Below are 22,493 nucleotides of genomic sequence, written 5' to 3'. Positions count from 1 at the left end.
TCCTTTCATGGGCCGTGTTTCGTGGTGCGGCCGCACTCGGCGCACCACGAAACACCGCCCGGGTGCGTGGGCTCAGCCGAGAGCGCAGGTGAGCGTGGGTGTCGCCGCCGAGTTGCCGTTGGCGAGCAGGCCGAAGGTGGTGCCCGCGCCGGGCGCCAGCGAGCCGTTGTAGTTGGCGTTGGTGACCGTGGCGGTGCCGCCGCTGCTGCTCAGCGAGCCGTTCCAGACCTGGCTCACGGACTGGCCGGCCGGCACTGCCCAGCTGACCCGCCATCCGGTCGTGGCCGCCGTTCCGGTGTTGGTCACGGTGACCTCGGCCTGGAAGCCGTCCTGCCAGCTGTTGACCACCCGGTACGCGGCGGTGCAGGCGCCGGGCTGGCCGCTGGGGCTGGTGGACGGGCTGACCGACGGGCTGACGGACGGGCTGACGGAGGAACTGGCCGACGGGCTGACCGACGGCGAGGTGGTCGTCGTGCTGGGCAGCTGCGAGAAGAACCTCCAGATCTCGCCACCGACCCAGGTGCGGGCGCCGCTCGTGCCGGTCGAGCCGTCCACGGGTTCCGGCGTGTGGTCACCGTCGAACGCGGCCCACCGCACCGGATAGCCGGCGCGGCACCCGCTGTAGGACGTGACGATGTGCGTCAGGCTGCCGCGGGCCGGTTCGGGCGGATTCTGCGGGGTGCAGCCGTTGTTGCGCACGAACGTGTCGCGGATCCCGCGCCCGAGCGAGATGTCCAGAACACTGTCGTGGGTGCCGTGGATGCCCAGGTAGGCGACCGGCTGGGTGCCTCCGGAGCAGCCGCTGAGGTTGGCCCCGGACATGACCGCCACCGCGCGGAAGACGGTGGGCCGGGCGCACGCGACGGCGTAGCTCATAGCGCCGCCGTAACTCCAGCCGGTCGCGAACAGCTGCGAGGTGTCGACGCACAGGTCACCCTCGATCAGCGCGGTCAGGTCGTCCACGAGGGTCAGGTCGCGGCCGCCGGTGTTGGCCCAGCCGTTGTCGATGCCCTGCGGCGCGACCAGGATCGCGCTGTTCTCCGAGAGGCCCTGCAGCCCGTAGTAGCCCGCGCTCGACACGTTGCCGGCGGTGCCGTTCAACCAATGGAAAGCGAAGATCAGCCGGTACGGGCGGTTCCGGTCGTAGCCGTCCGGCACGCGCAGGATGTAGCTGCGGTTCAGGTTGGCGCTGCGGATGGTGCGGGTGCCGCTGGCCAGCGTGGGGGCCTTGCCGCACCCGGCGGTGGTGGCCGCCGCGGCGGTCGGCGCCGCGGCGGCGACGCCACCGAGGACACCGGTGAGCATCGCGGTGGCCAGCGCCAGCGCGGCGGCGATCGCGGTCAGTGGCGCGAGACTTCGTCGGGACATCGCACGTTCCTTTCCCCGGCGCCGGCCGTGGCAGGCGGCGCCGGGAGCGGATCGACGGGAGGGGATCAGGCGGCCGAGCAGGCCGGGGTGGCGGTGGGACCGGTGCCGGTGCCCTGGAAGCCGAACTCGGTGACGCCACCGGCGGCGAGCTGTCCGTTGTAGCTCACGTTGCGGAAGGTGACGTTGCCGGTGGTGCCGCTGTTGGTGGCGCTCCAGGTGCTGGTCACGGCGCTGCCCGAGGGCAGTGACAGGCTGACGGTCCAGCCGTTGACGGGCGCGGATCCCGCGGTGACCTTGATGGTGGCGACGAACCCGCCGTTCCAGGAGTTGAGCGACACCGACGCGCTGCACGCGCCACCGGGCTGCGGAGAGGTGCTCGCACTCGGGGACGGTGCCGACGGGGACGGCGACGACGGCGAGGGCGAGGTGGTGCCACCGGCGTTGAGGGCGTTGAGCACCGAGGTGTACGCCGCCTTCTTGTTGCCGGAGTTGTCGAACAGCAGCGGGTTCTCACCGGTGCGCCACGAGTCGCTGTCGCGGATGCCCCACACCGTGATGCCGGTGCACCGGGACACGGCCAGGCAGGCGCGGGTCACGCTCGCGTAGATGTTCGCCTGGTTGCCGCCCTGCGCGACGTCGAGCTCGGTGATCTGCACGTCGACGCCCAGGTCCGCGAAGCGCTGCAGGTTGGCCTGGTAGTCGCCGGGGATGCCGGTGCCCAGGTGGGACTGGAAGCCGACGCAGTCGATCGGCACACCGCGGGACTTGAAGTCGCGGACCATGTTGTAGATGCCGGTCGACTTCGCGTTGACCCCGTCGGTGTTGTAGTCGTTGTAGCAGAGCTTCGCGGCGGGGTCGGCGGCCCGGGCGGCCCGGAACGCGGCCTCGATCCAGTCGTTGCCGGTGCGCTGCAGGTTGGAGTCCCGCCGGGCGCCGCTGCCGCCGTCGGCGAACGCCTCGTTCACCACGTCCCAGGCGTAGATCTTGCCCTTGTAGTGGGTGGCGACCTGGGTGACGTGGTTCATCATGGCGTTGCGCAGCGCGGTGCCGGACATCGACTGCGCCCAGCCCGGCTCCTGCTGGTACCAGAGGAGGGCGTGGCCGCGGACCTTGGCGCCCATGGAGATGCCCTGGTTCAGAATGCGGTCGCCGTTGGTGTAGGTGAACCGGCCCTGCGACGGTTCGGTGGCGTCCCACTTCATCTCGTTCTCGGGCGTGACCGAGTTGAACTCGCGATTCAGGATGCCGGTGTAGGTGGCGTCGCCGAGCCGGCCGGCGGCGATCGCCGCGCCGAAGTAGCGCCCGGACTGGGCGGCCGACGCGCCCAGCGTGCTGGCGGCCTCGGCGGTGCCGATCACGGCGACACTGGCCGCGACGACCACACCCGCGGCGGCCGAGGCCAGCAGCAGGAAGCGGTTTCTCTTGAGCAGTGGCATGGCGGGGGACCTTTCGGGGGCAAGGCATATGGGAGCGTTCCCAATGATGCTGGCCAATGTTGCCAGCGCATTTCGCGGAAAGGCAAGACGCGACTATTGAGCGCGGGCCGCCATAACGGTTTCCGTGTGCCGATTCGGCGGCATCAGAAAACTCGTCTCGCCAGAAGTGTTATGTGGGCGTCCGCCGCGAAGTCGGAGGTCCCTGCCGGGCCGACGAGCCACAAAAGACCTCTTGAATGTCTCGAAACATCCTGGCAATGTTCCACAGCAAGCTGTTAGCGCTCCCATCCCCGGTGCGTTTCCAGCCGCTCCTCGCTCATAGCAGGCGCCAGCCCGGTGTGAGCGATAACAGACCATCCCCCGTTCCACCAGCTCGTCAGGGAGGCGTATCGCCATGCCCAGAAGAAGACGGTGGTTGCTCGCAGCCGTCCTCGCCACCGCCCTGGCCGCCGTCGGTGTCGTGGCCGAGCCCGGCGCGGCCAGTGCCGAATCCAACGGCGGGACCCGGGTCATGCCGCTCGGCGACTCCATCACCGAGGGCACGCAGGTGCCCGGCGGATACCGGATCGGCCTGTGGCAACGCATGGCGACCGCGGGTTACCGGGTGGACCTGGTCGGATCGCAGTTCAACGGGCCGGCCGCCCTCGGCGACCACGACCACGAGGGCCATCCCGGCTGGCGGATCGACCAGATCGACGCCAACATCAGCGGCTGGCTGCGCACCACCACCCCGCGCACGATCCTGCTGCACATCGGCACGAACGACATCCTGCAGAACTACAACGTGGCCGGCGCCCCGGGCCGGTTGTCCACCCTGCTCGATCACATCAAGGCGGCCACGCCCTCGGCCGACGTCTTCGTGGCGACCCTCATCCCGCTGGCCAACTCCGGACAGGAAGCCGCGGCCCGCACCTTCAACGCCACCCTTCCCGGCATCGTGAGCGGCAAGGGCTCCCGGTTCCATCTCGTCGACATGCACGCCGCGCTCACCACCGCCGACCTGATCGACGGCGTCCACCCCACCGCCGGTGGCTACGACAAGATGGCCGCCACCTGGTACGCGGCGCTGCGGTCGGTCCCGGGAACGATCGGTGACCCGGCCACCGGCACCGGCGCCGCGCTGGTCGGCACCGCGTCCGGGCGCTGCCTGGACGTTCCGAACGGCAGCACCGCCAACGGCGTCCAGCCGATCATCTGGGACTGCAGCGGCGGCACGAACCAGCGCTGGGCCTACGACGGCCAGACCCTGCAGTCGGGAGGCAAGTGCCTGGACTCGCCCACCGGTGCGGTCGCCGGGAGCAAGTCGCAGCTGTGGGACTGCACCGGCGCGGCCAACCAGCGATGGACGTTCACGTCGGGCTCCACGATCCGTAACGCCCAATCGGGACTGTGCCTGGACGTCACCGGCAACGCCACCGCCAACGGCACCGCGGTCGTGCTCTGGACCTGCACCAATGCTCCCAACCAACTGTGGACGAGGCGATGATGGAGAACGAGCGGAACGGTTGTCGGTGCCACCCCGGCCGGATGCCGCGGGGATAGGGCAGGATCGACACGGTTCACAGGAACAGCCCTGCGCGTGGTGATGGTGACAAGAAGCATGGCAGTGACGCGGGTTGGCGGTCCCGGCCTGGTGCGAGCAGCCCAGGCCGGTGACCGTCACGCGCTGGACGAGCTGGTCGCGGTGCATCTGCCGATGGTCTACACGATCGTGCGGCAGGCGCTGGACGGCGACCCGGACGTCGACGACGTCGCGCAGGACATCATGCTGCGCGCGCTGCGGCAGCTGCGGTCGCTGCGCTCGCCGGACAGCTTCCGTCCCTGGCTGGCGGCGATCGCGCTGCGTCAGATCAGCACGCATCAGCACCGGCAGGACCGGGAGGCCGCCCGGGTCGTGCCGCTCGACGACGCCCCGGAGATGCCGGACGCCGGGGCCCGCTTCGAGGGCGTCACCGATCTGCGCCTGGAGTTGTCGGCCCAGCGCCGCCAGGTGCAGCGGGCCGGCCGCTGGCTCGACCCGGACGACCGGATGCTGCTGTCGCTGTGGTGGCTGGAGGTGGCCGGCCGGCTGTCCCGTGCCGAGCTCGCCGAGGCGCTCGGGATCACGGCCGTGCACGCCGGCGTCCGGATCCAGCGCATGCGCGCCCAGCTGGAGCTCAGCCGGGCGATCCAGGCGGCCCTGGACGCCCGGCCCCGGTGCCCGCGGCTGGACGCCGAGCTGACCGGCTGGACCGGGACCCCCGACCCGCGGTGGCGCAAGCGGCTGGCCCGGCACGTCCGGGACTGTCCGATCTGTGCCCGGGCGGCCGGCGACCTGGCACCGACCGAGCGGCTGCTGCCCAGCGTGGCGCTGCTCCCGGTGCCCGTGGCGCTGACCGCGACGGTGCTGGCCAAGAGTGCGGGCGGCGGCGGTGCCGCCGCGACGGCGTTGTCCACCGCCGCGGCCGTCGGCAAGGCCGGGGTGCTGGGACAGCTGGCGCCGCTGGCCGCGGCTCATCCGGTGGTGGCCGTGGTCGCCGCGGCGACACTGATCGCCGGCGCCACCGCCGGCGCGGTGCGGCTGGCCGGCCCGGAGACGCCACGACCGGCGACGATCGCGCAGACGCCGCGACCGGGCTCGATCGCGGCGCCGACGCCCACGCCGGCCCCGGCCTCGCGGAGCACCCCCGGGAGTGCGGCGGCCACCACCAGCCCACCTGCCACCACCAGCCCACCGGCCTCCGCGGCGCAGCCCGGTGTCCTGCGCGCCGGGCCGGTGTCGCTGGAGGCGGCGAACGCCACCGGGCGCTTCGTCACGGCGGCCGGGAGCTACGGCATGCTCACCCAGGTGGGAGCGGGGAACACGGTGACCGCCCGGCGGCAGGCCAGCTTCCGGGCGGTGGCCGGGCTCAACGACCCGCAGTGCTTCTCGTTCCGCGCGACCGACGGCGGTTACCTGCGGCACGCGTCGTGGCGGTTGCGGCTCAATCCCGACGACGGGTCGAAGCTGTTCCGCGGCGACGCCACGTTCTGCCCCGGGCCGGGTCAGGTCGCCGGCTCGATCACCCTGGAATCGTCGAACTATCCCGGTTGGTTCCTGCGGCACCGCGGCGACGAGCTGTGGGTCGACCAGTTCGACGGCAGCACCGCATTCCGTGCAGACGGATCCTTTCTGGTCCGTCCGGCGTTCGCCGGCTGAGCCGACCACGGCGTCGCCGCGCCCATAACAGAAACGGCGCGATCTCCTTTCGCGTCACCGAGTGAAGGAGTTTCCCGGAAACCGTTATGGCGCGGTTCCCGGGCTGGTCGGACGGTTAAGGAATTGAAACGCATGAAACCGTCTGGCAATATCGCATCACGAATGTGAGCGCTCCCATAACGGCCTCATGCATCGATTCGAGGAGTGGGCGATGAGGGTCTACCCTGCAATTCTCCGCCGGCCGTGGCGTCTGGTCGCCGCAGCTCTGACCGCCGTCCTGAGCGCCGCGCTCGTTCTCACCGCCACCTCCGCGGCCGTTGCGGCGACGATCGACACCAGCGCCTCGTACGTGCTGGTCAACCGCACCAGCGGCAAGGCGCTCGACCTGTACAACCTGGCCACCAACGACGGCGCGCGGATCACCCAGTGGACCCGTAACGACCAGGCGCAGCAGCAGTGGCAGTTCGTCGACTCCGGCGGCGGCTTCTACCGGCTCAGGTCCAAGCACTCCGGCAAGGTCCTCGACGTCTCCGGCAACTCGACCGCCGACGGTGGCGCGATCGTGCAGTGGACCGACAACAACGCCGCCAACCAGCAGTTCAGCATCCAGGACATCGACGGCTACATCCAGCTGATCAACCGCAACAGCGGCAAGGCCGTCGAGGTGCAGGGCGCGTCGACCGCCGACGGCGCGAACATCGTGCAGTACAGCGACTGGAACGGTGCCAACCAGCAGTGGCAGCTCGTCAAGCTCGGCGGCGGCACCCCGTCCACCGGGACCTTCACGAACCCGGTGGTGTGGCAGGACTTCGCGGACGGCGACATCATCCGGGTCGGGGACGCCTACTACTACTCGGCGTCGACCATGCACTACTCGCCGGGAGCGCCGATCCTTCGCTCGTACGACCTGGTCAACTGGGAGTACGCGGGCCACTCGGTGCCGCGGCTGGACTTCGACTCGAACGCCTACGACCTCAACGGCGGGCGGGCCTACGTCAAGGGCATCTGGGCGTCGGCGTTCAACTACCGGCCCAGCAACAGCACCTACTACTGGCTGGGCTGCACCGAGTTCAACCGCACGTACGTCTACACCGCGTCGGCGGTCGACGGCACGTGGTCGAAGAAGGCCCGGATCAACAACTGCTACTACGACGCCGGGCTGCTGTTCGACAACGACACCCCCTATGTGGCGTACGGCAACGGCACGATCAGCGTCGCGCAGTTGTCGCCGGATCTGACCTCGCAGGTGCGGTCGCAGACGGTCTACACCACGCCGTCGAGCATCGGCACCCTCGAGGGGTCCCGGATGTACAAGCGGGGCAACTACTACTACATCTGGGTGACCCGCCCGGCCAACGGCCAGTACGTGCTGCGCTCGACCAGCCCCTGGGGTCCGTACGAGCAGAGGCAGGTCCTTCTTGACCTTCCCGGGCCGATCTCCGGGGGAGGTGTGCCGCACCAGGGCGGCCTGGTCCAGACCCAGAACGGTGACTGGTGGTACATGGCGTTCACCGACGCCTACCCCGGCGGCCGGGTGCCCACGCTCGCCCCGATCACCTGGAACGGCGACTGGCCGGTGCTGACCACCGTCAACGGCCGGTGGGGGAGCTCGTACCCGAAGCCGAACATCACCACCTCGAAGACCGTCCAGTCGATGATCGGCGCGGACACGTTCACCGGCAGCACGCTCGGCCCGCGCTGGGAGTGGAACCACAACCCGGACACCAGCAGGTTCAGTGTCGGCAACGGGCTGCGGCTGTCCACCGCGACGGTGACGAACGACCTCTACAACGCCCGCAACACGCTCACCCACCGGATCCAGGGGCCGACCTCCACCGCCACCGTCGAGCTGGACTACTCGCAGATGGCGAACGGCGACCGGACCGGCCTGGCCATGCTGCGCGACTCGTCGGCCTGGATCGGCATCCGCAAGGACAACGGCACCACCCGGGTGTCGATGACCAACGGACTGACCATGAACTCCAGCTGGGCCACCACCGGCACCGGCACGGAAGCCGCCGGCGCGAACGTGAGCGGCGGCAAGGTCTGGCTGCGGGTCAGCGCCGACATCCGGCCCGGCTCCGGGCGGACCGCGACGTTCTCCTACAGCACGAACGGCAGCACGTTCACCACGCTCGGCCCGGCGTTCACCCTCAACAACGCCTGGCAGTTCTTCATGGGCTACCGCTTCGGCATCTTCAACTACGCCACCCAGGCGCTGGGTGGCGCGGTCACGGTCAGCCGGTTCGACCTGACGACCCCCTGAGGTACCAGCGCCATCCCCATCCCTTCCCCCGAGGAGAACGACATGACAACGGGTAGTTCCCCCGTATCCGGGACGGTGCCATCGGTGCCGGCCGTGGGTCGCCGCCGATGGTGGCGCAGTGCCTTCGCCGCGATGGCCGTCCTGGCCGCCGCCGGTGGGGTCGCCGTCACCGCCTCGTCCGCGTCCGCCGCGACGATCGACACCAGCGCCTCGTACGTCCTGGTCAACCGCACCAGCGGCAAGGCCCTCGACCTGTACAACCTGGCCACCAACGACGGCGCGCGGATCACCCAGTGGACCCGTAACGACCAGGCGCAGCAGCAGTGGCAGTTCGTCGACTCCGGCGGCGGCTTCTACCGGCTCAAGTCCAAGCACTCCGGCAAGGTCCTCGACGTCTACAACCTGTCGACGGCCGACGGCGGCGCGATCGTGCAGTGGACCGACAACAACACCACCAACCAGCAGTTCAGCATCCAGGACATCGACGGCTACATCCAGCTGATCAACCGCAACAGCGGCAAGGCCGTCGAGGTGCAGGGAGCGTCGACCGCCGACGGCGCGAACATCGTGCAGTACAGCGACTGGAACGGCGCCAACCAGCAGTGGCAGCTGGTGAAGGTGGGCAGCGGGGGCACCCCGAGCTCGCCGCCGCCGTCCGGGTCGTGCACGCTGCCGTCGACCTACCGCTGGTCGTCGACCGGCGCGCTGGCGCAGCCCCGGTCGGGCTGGGCGTCGCTCAAGGACTTCACGGTCGTGCCCTACAACGGCAAGCACCTGGTCTACGCCACCACGCACGACAACGGGTCGAGCTGGGGCTCGATGAACTTCAGCCCGTTCACCAACTGGTCCGACATGGCCTCGGCCAGCCAGAACGCGATGAACCAGGGCACCGTGGCGCCGACGCTGTTCTACTTCGCGCCGAAGAACATCTGGGTGCTGACCTACCAGTGGGGCGGAACGGCGTTCTCCTACAAGACGTCGAGCGACCCGACGAACCCCAACGGCTGGTCCGCGGCGCAGCCGCTGTTCACCGGCAGCATCACCGGGTCCGGCACCGGGCCGATCGACCAGACGATCATCGGCGACGGTACGAACATGTACCTGTTCTTCGCCGGTGACAACGGCAAGATTTACCGGGCGAGCATGCCGATCGGGAACTTCCCGGGCAACTTCGGCTCCTCCTACACCACGATCATGAGCGACACGACGAACAACCTGTTCGAGGCGCCGCAGGTCTACAAGGTGCAGGGTCAGAACCAGTACCTGATGATCGTCGAGGCGATCGGCAGCCAGGGCCGGTACTTCCGCTCGTTCACCGCGACCAGCCTCAACGGCTCGTGGACCCCGCAGGCCGCCACCGAGAGCAACCCGTTCGCGGGCAAGGCCAACAGCGGCGCCACCTGGACCAACGACATCAGCCACGGTGAGCTGATCCGGGCCACCGCCGACCAGACGATGACCATTGACCCGTGCCACCTGCAGCTGCTCTACCAGGGCCGCTCGCCGAGCTCCGGCGGCGACTACGGGCTGCTGCCGTACCGGCCCGGTGTCCTCACGTTGCAGCGGTAACTGATCCACCCCGATGGGCCGGCCCCCTTCCGGCCCATCGGGGACCTTCCCGCGTTCCCTGATGTGTCCGAGGGAGAAACGATGTTGAGAAAGAGACTCCTGGTGTCGGCCGGTGCCGCGCTGCTCGCCTCGACGGCGGTGGTGGTGGCGATGCCCGCGGATGCCGCGGCGGCCGGCTGCTCGGTGAACTACGCGGTGTCCTCGCAGTGGCAGGGCGGGTTCAACGCCGACGTGTCCGTCACCAACCTTGGCGACCCGTTGTCCAACTGGACCCTGACCTGGGCCTACGGCGCGGGCCAGACGGTGACGCAGGCGTGGAACGCCACGGTCACCCAGAGCGGCTCGGCGGTCACCGCCAAGAACGTGAGCTACAACGGCTCGGTCGCGACCGGCGGCACGGTGTCGTTCGGCTTCAACGGCTCGTGGACCGGCAGCAACCCCGTGCCGGCGAGCTTCAGCCTGAACGGGGTCGCCTGCACCGGAGGGGTCGGCCCGTCGCCGTCCAGCCCCTCACCGTCCAGCCCGTCACCGTCGTCACCGTCCACCTCGCCCTCGACGCCGGGCGGCACGTGCACGCTGCCGTCCAGCTACCGCTGGACGTCGAGCGGTGCTCTGGCTCAGCCCAAGTCGGGCTGGGTGTCGCTGAAGGACTTCACCAACGTCGTCTACAACGGCAAGCATCTGGTGTACGCGTCGAACGTCTCCGGCTCGGGCTACGGCTCGATGAACTTCGGCCTGTTCAACGACTGGTCGGAGATGGGCTCGGCCAGCCAGAACGGGATGAGCCAGGGCACCGTGGCGCCGACGCTGTTCTACTTCGCGCCGAAGAACATCTGGATCCTGGCCTACCAGTGGGGGCCGACCGCGTTCAGCTACAAGACCTCCACCGACCCGACCAACGCCAACGGCTGGTCCGCGCCGCAGACCCTGTTCACCGGCTCGATCACCGGCTCCGGCACCGGCGTGATCGACCAGACCCTGATCGCGGACGGTACGAACATGTACCTGTTCTTCGCCGGTGACAACGGCAAGATCTACCGGGCGAGCATGCCGATCGGGAACTTCCCGGGCAGCTTCGGCTCGTCGTACACCACGATCATGAGCGACACGACGAACAATCTGTTCGAAGCGGTCGAGGTGTACAAGGTGCAGGGTCAGAACCAGTACCTGATGATCGTCGAGGCGATCGGCAGCCAGGGCCGGTACTTCCGTTCGTTCACCGCGACCAGCCTCAACGGCTCGTGGACCCCGCAGGCCGCCACCGAGAGCAACCCGTTCGCGGGCAAGGCCAACAGCGGCGCCACCTGGACCAACGACATCAGCCACGGTGACCTGGTCCGCACCAACCCCGACCAGACCAAGACCGTCGACCCGTGCCACCTGCAGTTGCTCTACCAGGGCAAGAACCCGAGCGCCGGCGGCCCCTACGACCAACTGCCGTGGCGTCCCGGCCTGCTCACCCTGCAGCGGTGACGAACGGCCCACAATCCTGATTCGATGGGGAATCGGCCCGGTGTGCTCGGCGGCGAGCGCACCGGGCCGGTGTGCGTCCCGGCATCGAACGAGCCTTGTCGAGGACCGAGGAGAGTAGCTGCTGGAACGGCGTTCCGGTAGGGCCTTGTCAAGTCGTCCATCGATACCTAGAGTCCCCGTGCTGCTAACAACTACAAACGGGGAGCTCGATGTCACACCACTGGCGTCATCGATCGGTCCACCGCAGGACCGGTCACCTTTTCCCCGCCACCGGCCGCGCCCTGGCCGCCGCCCTGGCGGTCGCCCTGGCCGTCGTGATGAGCGACAACGTGCTGCCGCCGGCCGCCCGGGCCGACCCGGCCGCCGCGCCGCCCGCGGCCGGCGCGAAGCTCGAGCGGCCGGACGAGCTCTCGGCCCTGGCCACCGCCCGGACCACCGGCAAGCCGGTCACGATCACCGGGAAGACCACCGCCACGTCGGAGTTCGTCGCGCTGCCCAGCGGCAGCATCGAGCTCACCACGTACACCGCCCCGGTGCGGGTGCGCCGCGGCGACGACTGGGTGCCGGTCGACCTGACCCTGCACCGCGCCACGGACGGCTCGATCAGCCCCGCCGCGCACCCCGAGGGCCTGCGGATCACCGGTCGGCGCTCGGCCACCTCGGGCGCGCTCGCCACCCTCGGCGCGGGCGACCGGCAGGTCGCCATGGGCTGGGCCGGCGCGCTGCCGGAGCCCGAGCTTTCCGGCAACACGGCCACATACGCCGAGGTGCTGCCGCAGGTCGACCTCGTGGTCGAGGCCACCCGCACCGGCTTCGAGCAGTTCGTCGTCGTCAAGAGCCGCGCCGCCGCCCGCCGGGTCGCCTCGCTCTCGCTGCCGATCACCGGCCCGTCGGTCGCCTCGCAGAAGCGCGACGCCACCGGCGCTCTCGTGCTCGCCGACGCCAAGGGCCGGACGATCGTCACCGCGCCGACCCCGCTGATGTGGGACGCCACGACCTCCGCCGACGGCGAGACGCCGCAGCGGCGGGCCGTGGTCCGGTCCTCGGCCAGGAAGCGGCCCGCCGCGGCGGGCCGCCACGCCGGCGTCGACCTCACGCTCACCCCCGACCTGGCCTGGATCGACGACCCGGCCACCACCTTCCCGGTCACCATCGACCCGGCGCTGGCCGTCGCGACGACCTTCGACACGTACGTCAAGGACGGCGACAGCGCCGACCACGGCGGCGCCAACGATCTGCAGCTGGGCCTGCTGAGCGGCACCGGCGGCAAGCGCACCCGCTCGTTCGTCACCTGGGACACCACGGCGCTGCGCGGCAAGCAGATCACCTCGGCGACCGCCCAGTTCTACAACTGGTACTCGACGACCTGCACGGCCACCTCGTGGGAGATCTGGAGCACCGGCGCGACGACCTCCGACACCCGGTGGGCCAACCAGCCGGCCTGGTCGGCCAGGGAGGCCACCTCCACACAGACCAAGGGCTTCAGCTCGAGCTGCAGCGACGGCTGGGTGTCGATCACCGCGACGTCGTTCTTCCAGCGTGCCGCCACGGCCAACGCGACCCGCGGCTACATGGGCATCCGGGCGACCGACGAGACCAGCACCAGCGCGTTCAAGCAGTTCCGGTCGCGCAACGCCGCCGACAACGCGCAGGTGCCCAAGGCCACCGTCACCTACAACTCGATCCCGGTGGTCGGCACGCGCTCCACGACCCCGGCGACCTCGTGCGCGACGGGCACGTCCCGCCCGTACCTCGCCAGCCGGACGCCGGCGTTGAAGGCCGCCGCCTCGGACAGCGACGGCACCGCGCAGAAGGTGACCTTCGAGTGGTGGCCGGCCGGTGGCACCGCCAAGATCGGCAGCGCGACGGTGAGCGTCGCCTCCGGCGCCACGGCGTCGACGACGGTCCCGGCCGGCGCGTTCGCCGAGAACGGCACCTACTCGTGGCGGGTCAACACCTCTGACGGCACCACCACCTCGGCGTGGTCGCCGTTCTGCGAGTTCACCGTCGACACGACCGCGCCGGGCACCGCGCCCGCGGTCAGCTCCACCAGCTACCCGGCCGGCACCTGGTCCGGCGCCCCCGGCACGGCGGGCACCTTCACGTTGTCGGCCGTCGGCGTCGCCGACGTCAAGTCGTACGTGTACGGCCTGGACACCAACCCGCCGGCCACCACGAAGGCGGCAGCCGCCCTCGGCGCCGCCGTCGACGTCCCGGTCACGCCGGCCACCGCCGGTCCGCACACGCTCTACGTGCAGTCGGTCGACCGGGCCGGCAACAAGTCGCCGCTGACCTCGTACGCCTTCTCGGTCGGAGCCGCCGCCGTGCTCTCGCCCAGCGAGGGCGCGACCAGCGCCGGCCTCACCCGGTTGCAGGGCTCCGCGCCCCCGTCGGTGACCGGCGCGACCTTCCAGTGGCGTCGCGCCGACACCGACGCGTGGGTGAACGTCCCGGCCGGTGACGTCCGGTCCGCCGCCGGCGGCACCGCCGTGAACTGGCCGGTCGCCATGTCCGGCGGCACGTCCGCCGCGCTGAACTGGAACGTCCGGCAGACCCTCGCCAACGCCAACAGCCCGGCCTCGCTGACCGGCCGCTGGTGGCTCAACGAGACCTCCGGCAGCACCGCGGCCGACTCGTCCGGCAAGGCGCACGACGCCACCACCTCCGGCGGCGTCACCTGGTCCGGCGACCACGGCGGCTCGGCGGTGCTCAACGGCGCCGACGGCTACATCCGGACGAACGCGCCGGTCATCGACACCACCGGGTCGTTCACCGTGTCGGCCTGGGTGAACCTCACCGACACCAGCGACCACCGGGTGCTGCTCAGCCAGTCCGGCACCCGGCAGGCATCGTTCGCGATCCAGTACGAGAAGGACGCGAAGCGCTGGGAGCTGATCCGCTGGGGTCAGGACGTCGACGACCCGGCCCAGGCGTACACCGTGGACTCGCTGGCCGAGCCCCGGCTGAACAGCTGGACCCACCTGGCCGCGGTCTTCGACAAGACGACCAGCAGCATGCAGCTCTACGTCGACGGCGTGCTGCAGGGCGGCGCCACGTTCGCCACCCCGATCGCCGGCAACGGCCCGCTGCTGATCGGCAGCGCGATCTGGAACGCGGCGCCCGCCGCATTCTGGAAGGGCGGCATCGCCGACGTGCAGGCCTACACCGCGGCCCTGTCGGGGGCGCAGGTCGCCACCATCGCGCAGGGCGGGCAGGCCGTGAACACCAGCGCGCCGCTGACCGGCCCGCTGCAGGTACGCGCCGTCTACACCGGCAGCACCAGCAGCAACTCGGCGCCGACGCACTTCGTCTTCGACCCGGCGCAGGCCGACGCCGAGGCCGGCAAGGTCGGCCCCGGCGACGTCAACCTGCTCACCGGCAACCTCGAGGTGACCGAGGCGGACGCGGCGATCGACTCGTACGCCGCCCAGTTGTCGGTGTCGCGCACGTTCAACAGCCGGTCGGCGCGCGACTTCGACAACACCCACATGTTCGGCCCCGGCTGGACCTCCAGCGCGGTCGTCGACACCACCGGCCTGCTCTACGGCGGGCTCACCGTCAGCGGCTCGCTGGTGCAGGTCACCCGCACCGAGGACGGCATCCTGGGCTTCACCCAGGCCGCGACCGCGGGCGGCGTCACGTCGTTCACCCCGCAGGTCGGCGAGGAGGATCTGAGCCTCACCTACACGGCGGCGACCAACACCTACGTGCTGAGCACCCGGGGTGGTGTCAAGGTCACCTTCACCGCGGCCGGTGTGGCCGGCCGATACGCCCCGACCCGGGTCGACCAGCCCGGCGTGGCGCAAAGCACGACGATGAGCTGGGAGGCGGCAACCGTCGACGGGGTCGGCGTGGTCCGGCCGACAAAGGTCCTCGCGCCGCTGCCCGGTGGGGTGACGTGCACGACCCCGGCGGCCGGCTGCCGGCTGCTGACCTTCACGTACGCCACGGCGACCACCGCCACGGCGACGGCACGCGGCGACTACGCCGGCCGGCTGAGCAAGGTGTCGTTCACCGCCTTCGACCCGGCCACCTCGGCCATGCGGACCGTCGATCTGTCGGCGTACCAGTACGACGCCGGCGGCCGGCTGGCCGCGCAGTGGGACCCGCGGCTGGACAACGGGACCACCCACCTGCAGACCGTCTACACGTACCACGCCGACGGCACCCTGGCCTCGGCCGGTCCGGACGCCACCCGGGCATGGACCTTCGCGTACACGACCGTCCCGGGTGATCTCGGTGCCGGGCGGCTCGCCTCGGCGTCACGCACCGCGCTGACCGCCGGCACCGCCACCACCACGGTGGTCTACCGGCTGCCGCTCTCCGGGACCGGCGCGCCCTACCAGCTGAGCACCGCGCAGACGCTGCGATGGGGGCAGACCGAGGCGCCGGTGTACGCCACCGCGATCTTCGACCCGGGCCAGATCCCGGCCGGCAATCAGGCCGGTGGCGTCCTGCCCACGTCGTGGACCCGGGCGACGGTCACCTACCTGGACGCCAACGGCCGGGTCGTCGACACCGTCACGCCGGGCGGTCACACGACCGCCACCTGGTACGACGCGTACGGCAACGAGACCCGCTCGCTGACCGCGGCGAACCTGGCCGCGGCGCTCACCGCGTCGTCGTCGGACACGGCGGCGCAGGAGGCGGCGCTGGCCGAGGCGGTGTCCACGGTCACCGTGTACTCCGCCGACGGGCTCACCGAGCTCAGCACGGTCGGCCCGGCGCACCAGGTCACGCTGGCCGACGGCGCCGTGGTCACCGGCCGCTCCGTGGTGCTGACCAGCTCCGACCAGAACGCGGCAGCGCCGTGCCCGTGCGGGCTGACCACCACCCAGCGGACCGGGACGCAGTACGTGGACGCGAACGGCGCCACGGTCAACGCCGACCTGGTCACCAAGACCACGGCGTACGACTGGGACCTGCGCAAGGACGTCACCGTCACCACCGACCCGGGCGCCGCGCCGCACCTCAACCTGGTCGAGCGCACCAGCTATGACGACGCCGGGCTGGTCACCTCGCTGACCCGGCCGGGCGGCGGCGGCTCGGACACCACCGCGTACACCACCCGGACGACGTACTACCGGGCCGGCACCGGCTCCGGTCACACCGAGTGCGACTCGCGTCCGGAGTGGGCCAACCTGGTCTGCCGCACCGACCCGGCCGGCCAGCCCGCGTCCGGTCCGGCGCTGCCGGCGACGGTCGCCACCTACAACTACTACCTCCAGGAGGCCACGGTCACGGAGCGGACCGCGGCGGGCGTCCTGCGCACCACGACCACCACCTACGACGGCGCCGAGCGGGTCGCGACGATCGCCGTGACCGGCTCGACCGGCCAGCCGGTCTCCACCACGCGCAGCGTGTTCGACCCGGCGACCGGCCACATCGCGCAGGTGCAGGCGGTGGGGGCGGACAACACCGTGCTCGCGAGGACCACGGTGGGCGTCGACGGACTCGATCGGGACTCCTCCTACCTCGACGCCGACGGCGCCGCGTCCACGGTCGGCTACGACCTGCTCGGCCGGATCCAGACGCGGAGCGGCACGCTGGGCACCCGCACCTACACCTTCGACCAGAACGGTGAGGCGCGCGGGCTGCCGACGCAGGTGGTGGACTCGCGGGCCGGCACCTTCACCGCGACCTACGATCCGGACGGCCGGGTGGTCACGGAGACGTGGCCGACCGGGATCACCGTCACGCACACGTACGACGCGGTGGGCGAGACCGGCGTGACCTACACCAAGCCGGGCTGCGGGCTGAGCGACTGCACGCTGTACTCGCAGTCGCGGACGGCCGGCTCCAACGGGCAGCCGGCGGCCACGGTGTCGCCGTTCAGCGGCGAGGCGTACACGTACGACGCGGCCGCGCGGCTGACCGCGGTGCAGGACACCCAGCACAGCACGTGCACCACCCGCACGTACCGGTTCAACGCGGCCGGCGACCGGACCGGCCTGACCACGTACGCCCCCGGCCAGGACGACGGCTGCCAGACGGCGACCGCCGACACCGCCCGGACCTGGACGTACGACACGGCCGACCGGATCACCAACGCCGGTTACCAGTACGACGTGCTCGGCAACGCCACCGCGATCCCGGCCGAGGACACCCAGACGGCCGAGACCGGGCCGGTCACCCTGGGCTACTACGTGAACGGCCGGATCCGGTCGATCACGCAGAACGGCACGTCGACCGCGTACGAGCTGGACGCGGGCAACGAGCGCGTCCGGTCCTGGACCGACCCGCAGGGCGTCACCCACGTCAACCACTACACCGCCGCCGGCCAGCGGGACGCGGCGTGGACCGACGAGGGCGACGGCAACCGGACCATGCCGGTCGCCGGCCTGTCCGGTATCGCCGGCACCGTGACCGTCGGCGCCACCACTGACGTCGCGTGGCGGCTCAGCGACCTCGACGGCGATCTCGTCGCCACGGTCGCCGGCGCCGACACCGCCGTCTCGGCGTTCACACTCACCGACGAGTACGGGACGCTGGAGGACAGCTCGCAGGCCGGCGCGGTGCGCTACGCCTGGCTGGGCGAGCGGCAGCACGCCGCGGACAACCCGGGCGGGCTGGTCTCGATGGGCAGCCGCGTCTACAACCCGGCGACCGGCTCGTTCACCGCGGACGACCCGATCCCCGGCGGCGGCGTCAGCCGGTACGGCTACTGCGGCGGCGATCCGCTCGGCTGCCGGGACACCAGCGGCGAAGGGGAATGCTCGGGGTGGGGCATCTTCAAGATCTGCGGCAAGGTGACCAACAACTGGATCTCCGACAAGCCGGGCGAGATCGCCCACCACCGCAACAGCCGGGGCAAGCCCTCGACCACGAACGGGCAGAACTTCTGCCGGCTCAAGCCGGCCAAGCACTCGTGGAAGGCGCCGTGCAGCTTCAAGGACACGGACCTGCTGTGCAACAAGGGCAAGTGGAAGATCGTGCACGACGACGAGCACCTGCCCATGTACGTGCGCAAGCAGGACCGGGGATGGTGTTCGCACATGACCAAGTAGGCGGGTAGGCGCACGCCGGCCGGGCCCGTCACGGGCCCGGCCGGCGTGTTCGCGGCCATGACACACTCCACAGCGCAACAGCGACACGAGGGGCCACCGACAATGACCGAGGCGCGCAGGCGACCGAACTGGCCGGCCCTGATCTCGATCGTCAGCGCGATTCTGGCGGTGCTGATCCTCTTCTTCGCGGTCGCGGGTTTCTTCGGCGGGTTCTTCGTGTGGCATCCGGGCACGCCGCCGGACGCCGGGCGGTCCCGGGCGGCGGGGCTGCCCGCGGCGGTGGGCGTGCCGGGCATCCGGGCCGCCGACGAGGCGGAGCACCCGGTCGGCGCGGCCTCGATGCTGCTCACCGGTGAGGACTGGTTCGCCGACGACTCCGACTGGTTCGGCGCGGTGATCGGGGCCGGCGGCTACCGGGTGTTCGTCAACGGCACGAACCCGGCCGGGCTGGGCGCCGTGCTCTCGCCGGACGGGCGCCGCCTGGCGTCCGGGGACGGGATCCTCGACGTCGCGACCGGGCGGTGGACGGCGTATCCCGGGGCCTGGCGCAACCGGGAGCTCGCGCCGCAGGCCTGGTCGCCGGACGGTGCGCGGCTGGCCGTGACCAGCCGGGTGTCGCCGGAGGATGGACCTTACGCGGGCGGGGCCACCACGCTCGCTCTTCTCGACACCGGGACCGGCTCGATCACCCGGATCGCCGAGCTGGACGAGGGCGCGATCCGGGACGGCTGGACGGCCGCCTTCGCGCCGGACGGCACGCGGCTCGCCTACCAGTCCCGGGACATGATCTTCATCGTGACGCTCGCCGATGGTAAGAGCGTGAGTGTGCCGGTGCCGGCCGGGTCGCGGCTGGCCGGCAAGGGCGCGTGGACCCGCGACGGGCAGGGATTGCTCGTGGTGTCGGGGGAGCGGCCTTGGACGATCACGACGCTGGCGGTGGCCACCGGGGCGGTCCAGGGGCCGCAGTACCGGGTCGACGGCGCGTCCGCCGTACGCGTGCTGGGGTGGTGGCCCTCGGGCCGGCCGGTCGCCGTCGCGTACGCGGGGACGTCCGCCCGGCTGCTGGAACTGGCGCCGGGCGCGGGCCAGCACGAGCTGAGCACCGTCGGCACCGAGGGTGTCGACGTCGCCGACGACGTGCTGGCCGCCGGAGAGGTCGGGCCGGCCGACGTGCCGGCGACCTCCGTCGATCGACTGCTCTCCGGCCTGGTGATCGCCGCGGCCGTCGCGGGTGGCGTCGCGCTGCTCTCCGGCGGCCTGGGGCTCTGGCTGCGCCGGCGGCGCCGCTCCTCCGCGGAGCCGATCACCGGTTAGCACGTACCGGTCAGCCGACGGGCCCACTTCCCCGGTGTGCGGGATTGTCAGGGATGAATCGATTTCATTTCGCCGTACGGCAGATTCTCCGGTTTCTGTTATCCGTGAACCGGCCCGATGGTCGGGGGCGTGCAATTCTCGGAGTTTCCGCCGAAACTTCCGAAGCGCTGTATTCGAAGCGTCTTTCCCGGAGCGGCGCCGCGACGGTCGAAGTGCCGCCGACGCTCGTATAAGTGCAGTTCAAGACGGGTTTGTTTGAGCGGGGCCGGAAAGTGAGGTCGCGCTGATACTTCCGGAATGTTTCCGGAACCACTTGTTTCAACAGTGTTACCCGTGCCAGCATGGCCCCATTGAAGCCCATCTTTACTAGATGGCTCTGCGCCCCAACCGTCGTCCTTGTCCGCGCACGTTGTCACCACCGTGCGCGTGATGCTTGGCGGCCTCGCGCGGAGCCGAGGAGGGAGGCCTTCGTGGCAACCACATCCCCTGTCCACTCCACCGGCTCACCGCGACGACGGTCGCTGCGCGGCCGGGCACTGTTCACCGGCGCTGTCGCCACCGTCGCGGCGTTCGCGGCCGTGCTGGTGGCGACCCCCGACGCGAATGCCGCGAGCACCCTGGGTGCCGCGGCCGCCCAGTCGGGCCGCTACTTCGGCACGGCGATCGCGGCGAGCCGCCTCGGCGACGGGACGTACTCCTCGATCGCCGCACGCGAGTTCAACATGATCACCGCCGAGAACGAGATGAAGCCGGACGCCACCGAGCCCCAGCGCGGTCAGTTCAACTTCAGCTCCGGCGACCAGATCTACAACTGGGCCACGCAGCGCGGCCTGAAGGTCCGGGGGCACACCCTGGCCTGGCACGCCCAGCAGCCCAGCTGGTGGGGCGGTCTCAGCGGCAGCAGCCTGCGTCAGGCCATGATCGACCACATCAACGGCGTGATGGCCCACTACAAGGGCAAGCTGGCCGCCTGGGACGTGGTCAACGAGGCCTTCAACGAGGACGGCAGCCGGCGGGGCTCGAACCTGCAGGGCACCGGCAACGACTGGATCGAGGTGGCGTTCCGCACGGCTCGCGCCGCCGACCCGTCGGTGAAGCTCTGCTACAACGACTACAACATCGAGAACTGGTCGTACGGCAAGACGCAGGGCGTCTACAACATGATCCGCGACTTCAAGTCCCGGGGTGTGCCGATCGACTGCGTCGGCCTGCAGACCCACTTCACCGGGGGCAGCTCGCTGCCGGGCAACTTCCAGACCACGTTGCAGAACTTCGCGGCGCTCGGGGTGGACGTGGCCCTGACCGAGGTCGACGTCACCAACTCCTCGACGTCGCAGTACGCCGGTCTGACCCAGGCCTGCCTCAACGTTCCCCGGTGCATCGGCATCACCGTCTGGGGCGTGCGTGACAGCGACTCGTGGCGGTCCAGCGAGAACCCGCTGCTGTTCGACGGCGGCGGCAACAAGAAGGCCGCGTACACCTCGGTCCTCAACGCTCTCAACAGCGCCGGCCCGGGCCCGTCGTCACCGGCGCCCAGCGGCAGCAGCGGCGGGCCGTCCCCGTCGACGTCGGTTCCGACCGGCAACGGCAACCGGCTCCTCGGCGCCCAGTCCGGCCGGTGCATCGACGTGCCGAGCGCCTCGCAGAACAACGGCACCCGGGTCCAGCTCTACGACTGCAACGGCCAGACCAACCAGCAGTGGACCCTCACGTCAAGCAGGCAGCTGACCGTCTACGGCAACCGGTGCCTGGACGCGGCCGGCTCCGGCAACGGCTCGGCCGTGCAGATCTACAGCTGCAACGGGCAGGCCAACCAGCAGTGGAACGTCAACAGCAACGGCACGATCACCGGTGTCCAGTCCGGGCGCTGCCTGGACGTCTGGGGCACCGGCAACGGCCAGCAGGTGCAGATCTACGACTGCAACGGGCAGGCCAACCAGCGGTTCAGCCTGAGCTGAGCCGGTAGCGGTCCCGCGCGGCCGGTCACCGGGTTCCAGTCCCGGTGGCCGGCCGCTGCGCTTTCCCCGCGGCGAGCGGGCGCCGGTCCTGCTCGCGGTGCCGGGCCGGGGTGCGGCTCGCGCTTGCGAGCTGGTCGTGACCGTGGTTGTCGGCGGTGGGCAACCACGGTGGTGACCAGCTGGGGCCCCGCGCCGACGTGACGACCTCGACCGGTCAGCCGGTGGCGGTGCCGATCAGGGCGCCCACGGCGAAGGTCACCGCCATCGCGAGCGCGCCGCCGAGGACCAGGCGCAGCACCGCGCGGCCCGGGCGGGCGCCGCCGAGACGGGCGCTCAGGTATCCGGTGGCGGCCAGCGCGGCGACGACCACGAGGAACGTGACCGGGACACGGATGCCGGCCGGTGGGAGCAGGATCGCCGCGAGGGGGAGCAGGGAACCGGTGGTGAAGGCGACCGCCGACGCGCCGGCGGCCTGCCACGGGCTGGTCAGCTCGTCGGGGGACAGGTGCAGCTCGACGTCGGCGTGCGCGGCGAACGCGTCGTTGGCGGTCAGCTCCAGCGCCACCTGCCGGGCGGTCCGCGGGCTGAGCCCTTTCGCCTCGTAGAGCTCGGTCAGCTCGTCCAGCTCCTGCTCCGGGAACTCGGCCAGCTCCCGGCGTTCCTTGTCGAGCAGGGCCTTCTCCGTGTCGCGCTGGCTGCTGACCGACACGTACTCCCCGAGGGCCATCGACACCGCGCCGGCGACCAGGCCGGCGAGACCGGCGGTCAGGATCGGGCCGGCCGAGGTGGTCGCGCCGGCGACCCCGACGACCAGGCCGGCGGTGGACACGATGCCGTCGTTGGCGCCCAGGACCCCGGCGCGCAACCAGTTCAGGCGACCGGCCACGGTTTCGTCGTGCGGCTCATCAGGATGCGTGACCATGG

11 protein-coding genes are annotated in these 22,493 nt (G+C 70.9%); 8 read left to right on the top strand and 3 right to left on the bottom strand.

Annotated elements, in window-relative coordinates:
* Window positions 1-72 precede the first annotated feature (72 nt).
* On the bottom strand, window positions 73-1,368 hold the full coding sequence (locus Acy02nite_RS28175) for a CE1 family esterase (protein WP_203745962.1): 1,296 nt from the start codon (window positions 1,366-1,368) through the stop codon (window positions 73-75).
* A gap of 65 nt (window positions 1,369-1,433) precedes the next feature.
* Window positions 1,434-2,804 carry a glycoside hydrolase family 10 protein gene (locus Acy02nite_RS28170; RefSeq protein WP_203745960.1) on the bottom strand — a complete coding sequence of 457 codons (1,371 nt, stop codon included), beginning with the start codon at window positions 2,802-2,804 and terminating at the stop codon, window positions 1,434-1,436.
* Between the two features lie 394 nt (window positions 2,805-3,198).
* Between Acy02nite_RS28170 and Acy02nite_RS28165 the strand changes: the two genes are divergently transcribed.
* From Acy02nite_RS28165 to Acy02nite_RS28130, 8 genes are all read left to right on the top strand, one after another.
* On the top strand, window positions 3,199-4,290 hold the full coding sequence (locus tag Acy02nite_RS28165; RefSeq protein ID WP_203745958.1) for an RICIN domain-containing protein: 1,092 nt from the start codon (window positions 3,199-3,201) through the stop codon (window positions 4,288-4,290).
* A gap of 114 nt (window positions 4,291-4,404) precedes the next feature.
* Window positions 4,405-5,982 (top strand): sigma-70 family RNA polymerase sigma factor, encoded by a 1,578-nt coding sequence (locus tag Acy02nite_RS28160; protein WP_203745956.1) that lies wholly within the window; start codon window positions 4,405-4,407, stop codon window positions 5,980-5,982.
* A 211-nt stretch (window positions 5,983-6,193) separates the two neighbouring features.
* Window positions 6,194-8,248, top strand: a complete 2,055-nt coding sequence (locus Acy02nite_RS28155; protein WP_203745954.1) for a family 43 glycosylhydrolase — start codon at window positions 6,194-6,196, stop codon at window positions 8,246-8,248.
* Between the two features lie 42 nt (window positions 8,249-8,290).
* The gene (locus Acy02nite_RS28150; protein ID WP_425548135.1) at window positions 8,291-9,817 is read left to right on the top strand and encodes a non-reducing end alpha-L-arabinofuranosidase family hydrolase; all 1,527 of its coding nucleotides are present in this window, start codon (window positions 8,291-8,293) and stop codon (window positions 9,815-9,817) included.
* Window positions 9,818-9,898: 81 nt separating this feature from the next.
* The gene (locus tag Acy02nite_RS28145) at window positions 9,899-11,290 is read left to right on the top strand and encodes a non-reducing end alpha-L-arabinofuranosidase family hydrolase (RefSeq protein ID WP_239175279.1); all 1,392 of its coding nucleotides are present in this window, start codon (window positions 9,899-9,901) and stop codon (window positions 11,288-11,290) included.
* 209 nt (window positions 11,291-11,499) lie between these two features.
* On the top strand, window positions 11,500-18,297 hold the full coding sequence (locus Acy02nite_RS28140) for a LamG-like jellyroll fold domain-containing protein (RefSeq protein ID WP_203745953.1): 6,798 nt from the start codon (window positions 11,500-11,502) through the stop codon (window positions 18,295-18,297).
* A gap of 102 nt (window positions 18,298-18,399) precedes the next feature.
* Complete coding sequence (locus Acy02nite_RS28135) at window positions 18,400-19,611, top strand: WD40 repeat domain-containing protein (protein WP_203745951.1); 1,212 nt, start codon at window positions 18,400-18,402, stop codon at window positions 19,609-19,611.
* Between the two features lie 470 nt (window positions 19,612-20,081).
* Complete coding sequence (locus tag Acy02nite_RS28130; RefSeq protein ID WP_275407303.1) at window positions 20,082-21,569, top strand: endo-1,4-beta-xylanase; 1,488 nt, start codon at window positions 20,082-20,084, stop codon at window positions 21,567-21,569.
* 214 nt (window positions 21,570-21,783) lie between these two features.
* Here Acy02nite_RS28130 and Acy02nite_RS28125 read toward each other — a convergent pair whose 3' ends face one another.
* Window positions 21,784-22,491 (bottom strand): VIT1/CCC1 transporter family protein, encoded by a 708-nt coding sequence (locus Acy02nite_RS28125; protein WP_203745949.1) that lies wholly within the window; start codon window positions 22,489-22,491, stop codon window positions 21,784-21,786.
* Window positions 22,492-22,493 lie beyond the last annotated feature (2 nt).

This window comes from Actinoplanes cyaneus (assembly GCF_016862095.1).
Classification (GTDB): domain Bacteria; phylum Actinomycetota; class Actinomycetes; order Mycobacteriales; family Micromonosporaceae; genus Actinoplanes; species Actinoplanes cyaneus.
The sequence above is the reverse complement of the archived record's forward strand: the minus strand, read 5'-3'. Positions and strand labels throughout refer to the sequence as shown.

Coding starts and splice junctions, on each gene's coding strand:
- Acy02nite_RS28125 (WP_203745949.1), bottom strand. CDS start 22,491: ATGGTCACGCATCCTGATGAGCCGCACGACGAAACCGTGGCCGGTCGC.
- Acy02nite_RS28165 (WP_203745958.1), top strand. CDS start 3,199: ATGCCCAGAAGAAGACGGTGGTTGCTCGCAGCCGTCCTCGCCACCGCC.
- Acy02nite_RS28155 (WP_203745954.1), top strand. CDS start 6,194: ATGAGGGTCTACCCTGCAATTCTCCGCCGGCCGTGGCGTCTGGTCGCC.
- Acy02nite_RS28175 (WP_203745962.1), bottom strand. CDS start 1,368: ATGTCCCGACGAAGTCTCGCGCCACTGACCGCGATCGCCGCCGCGCTG.
- Acy02nite_RS28140 (WP_203745953.1), top strand. CDS start 11,500: ATGTCACACCACTGGCGTCATCGATCGGTCCACCGCAGGACCGGTCAC.
- Acy02nite_RS28160 (WP_203745956.1), top strand. CDS start 4,405: ATGGCAGTGACGCGGGTTGGCGGTCCCGGCCTGGTGCGAGCAGCCCAG.
- Acy02nite_RS28135 (WP_203745951.1), top strand. CDS start 18,400: ATGACCGAGGCGCGCAGGCGACCGAACTGGCCGGCCCTGATCTCGATC.
- Acy02nite_RS28145 (WP_239175279.1), top strand. CDS start 9,899: ATGTTGAGAAAGAGACTCCTGGTGTCGGCCGGTGCCGCGCTGCTCGCC.
- Acy02nite_RS28150 (WP_425548135.1), top strand. CDS start 8,291: ATGACAACGGGTAGTTCCCCCGTATCCGGGACGGTGCCATCGGTGCCG.
- Acy02nite_RS28170 (WP_203745960.1), bottom strand. CDS start 2,804: ATGCCACTGCTCAAGAGAAACCGCTTCCTGCTGCTGGCCTCGGCCGCC.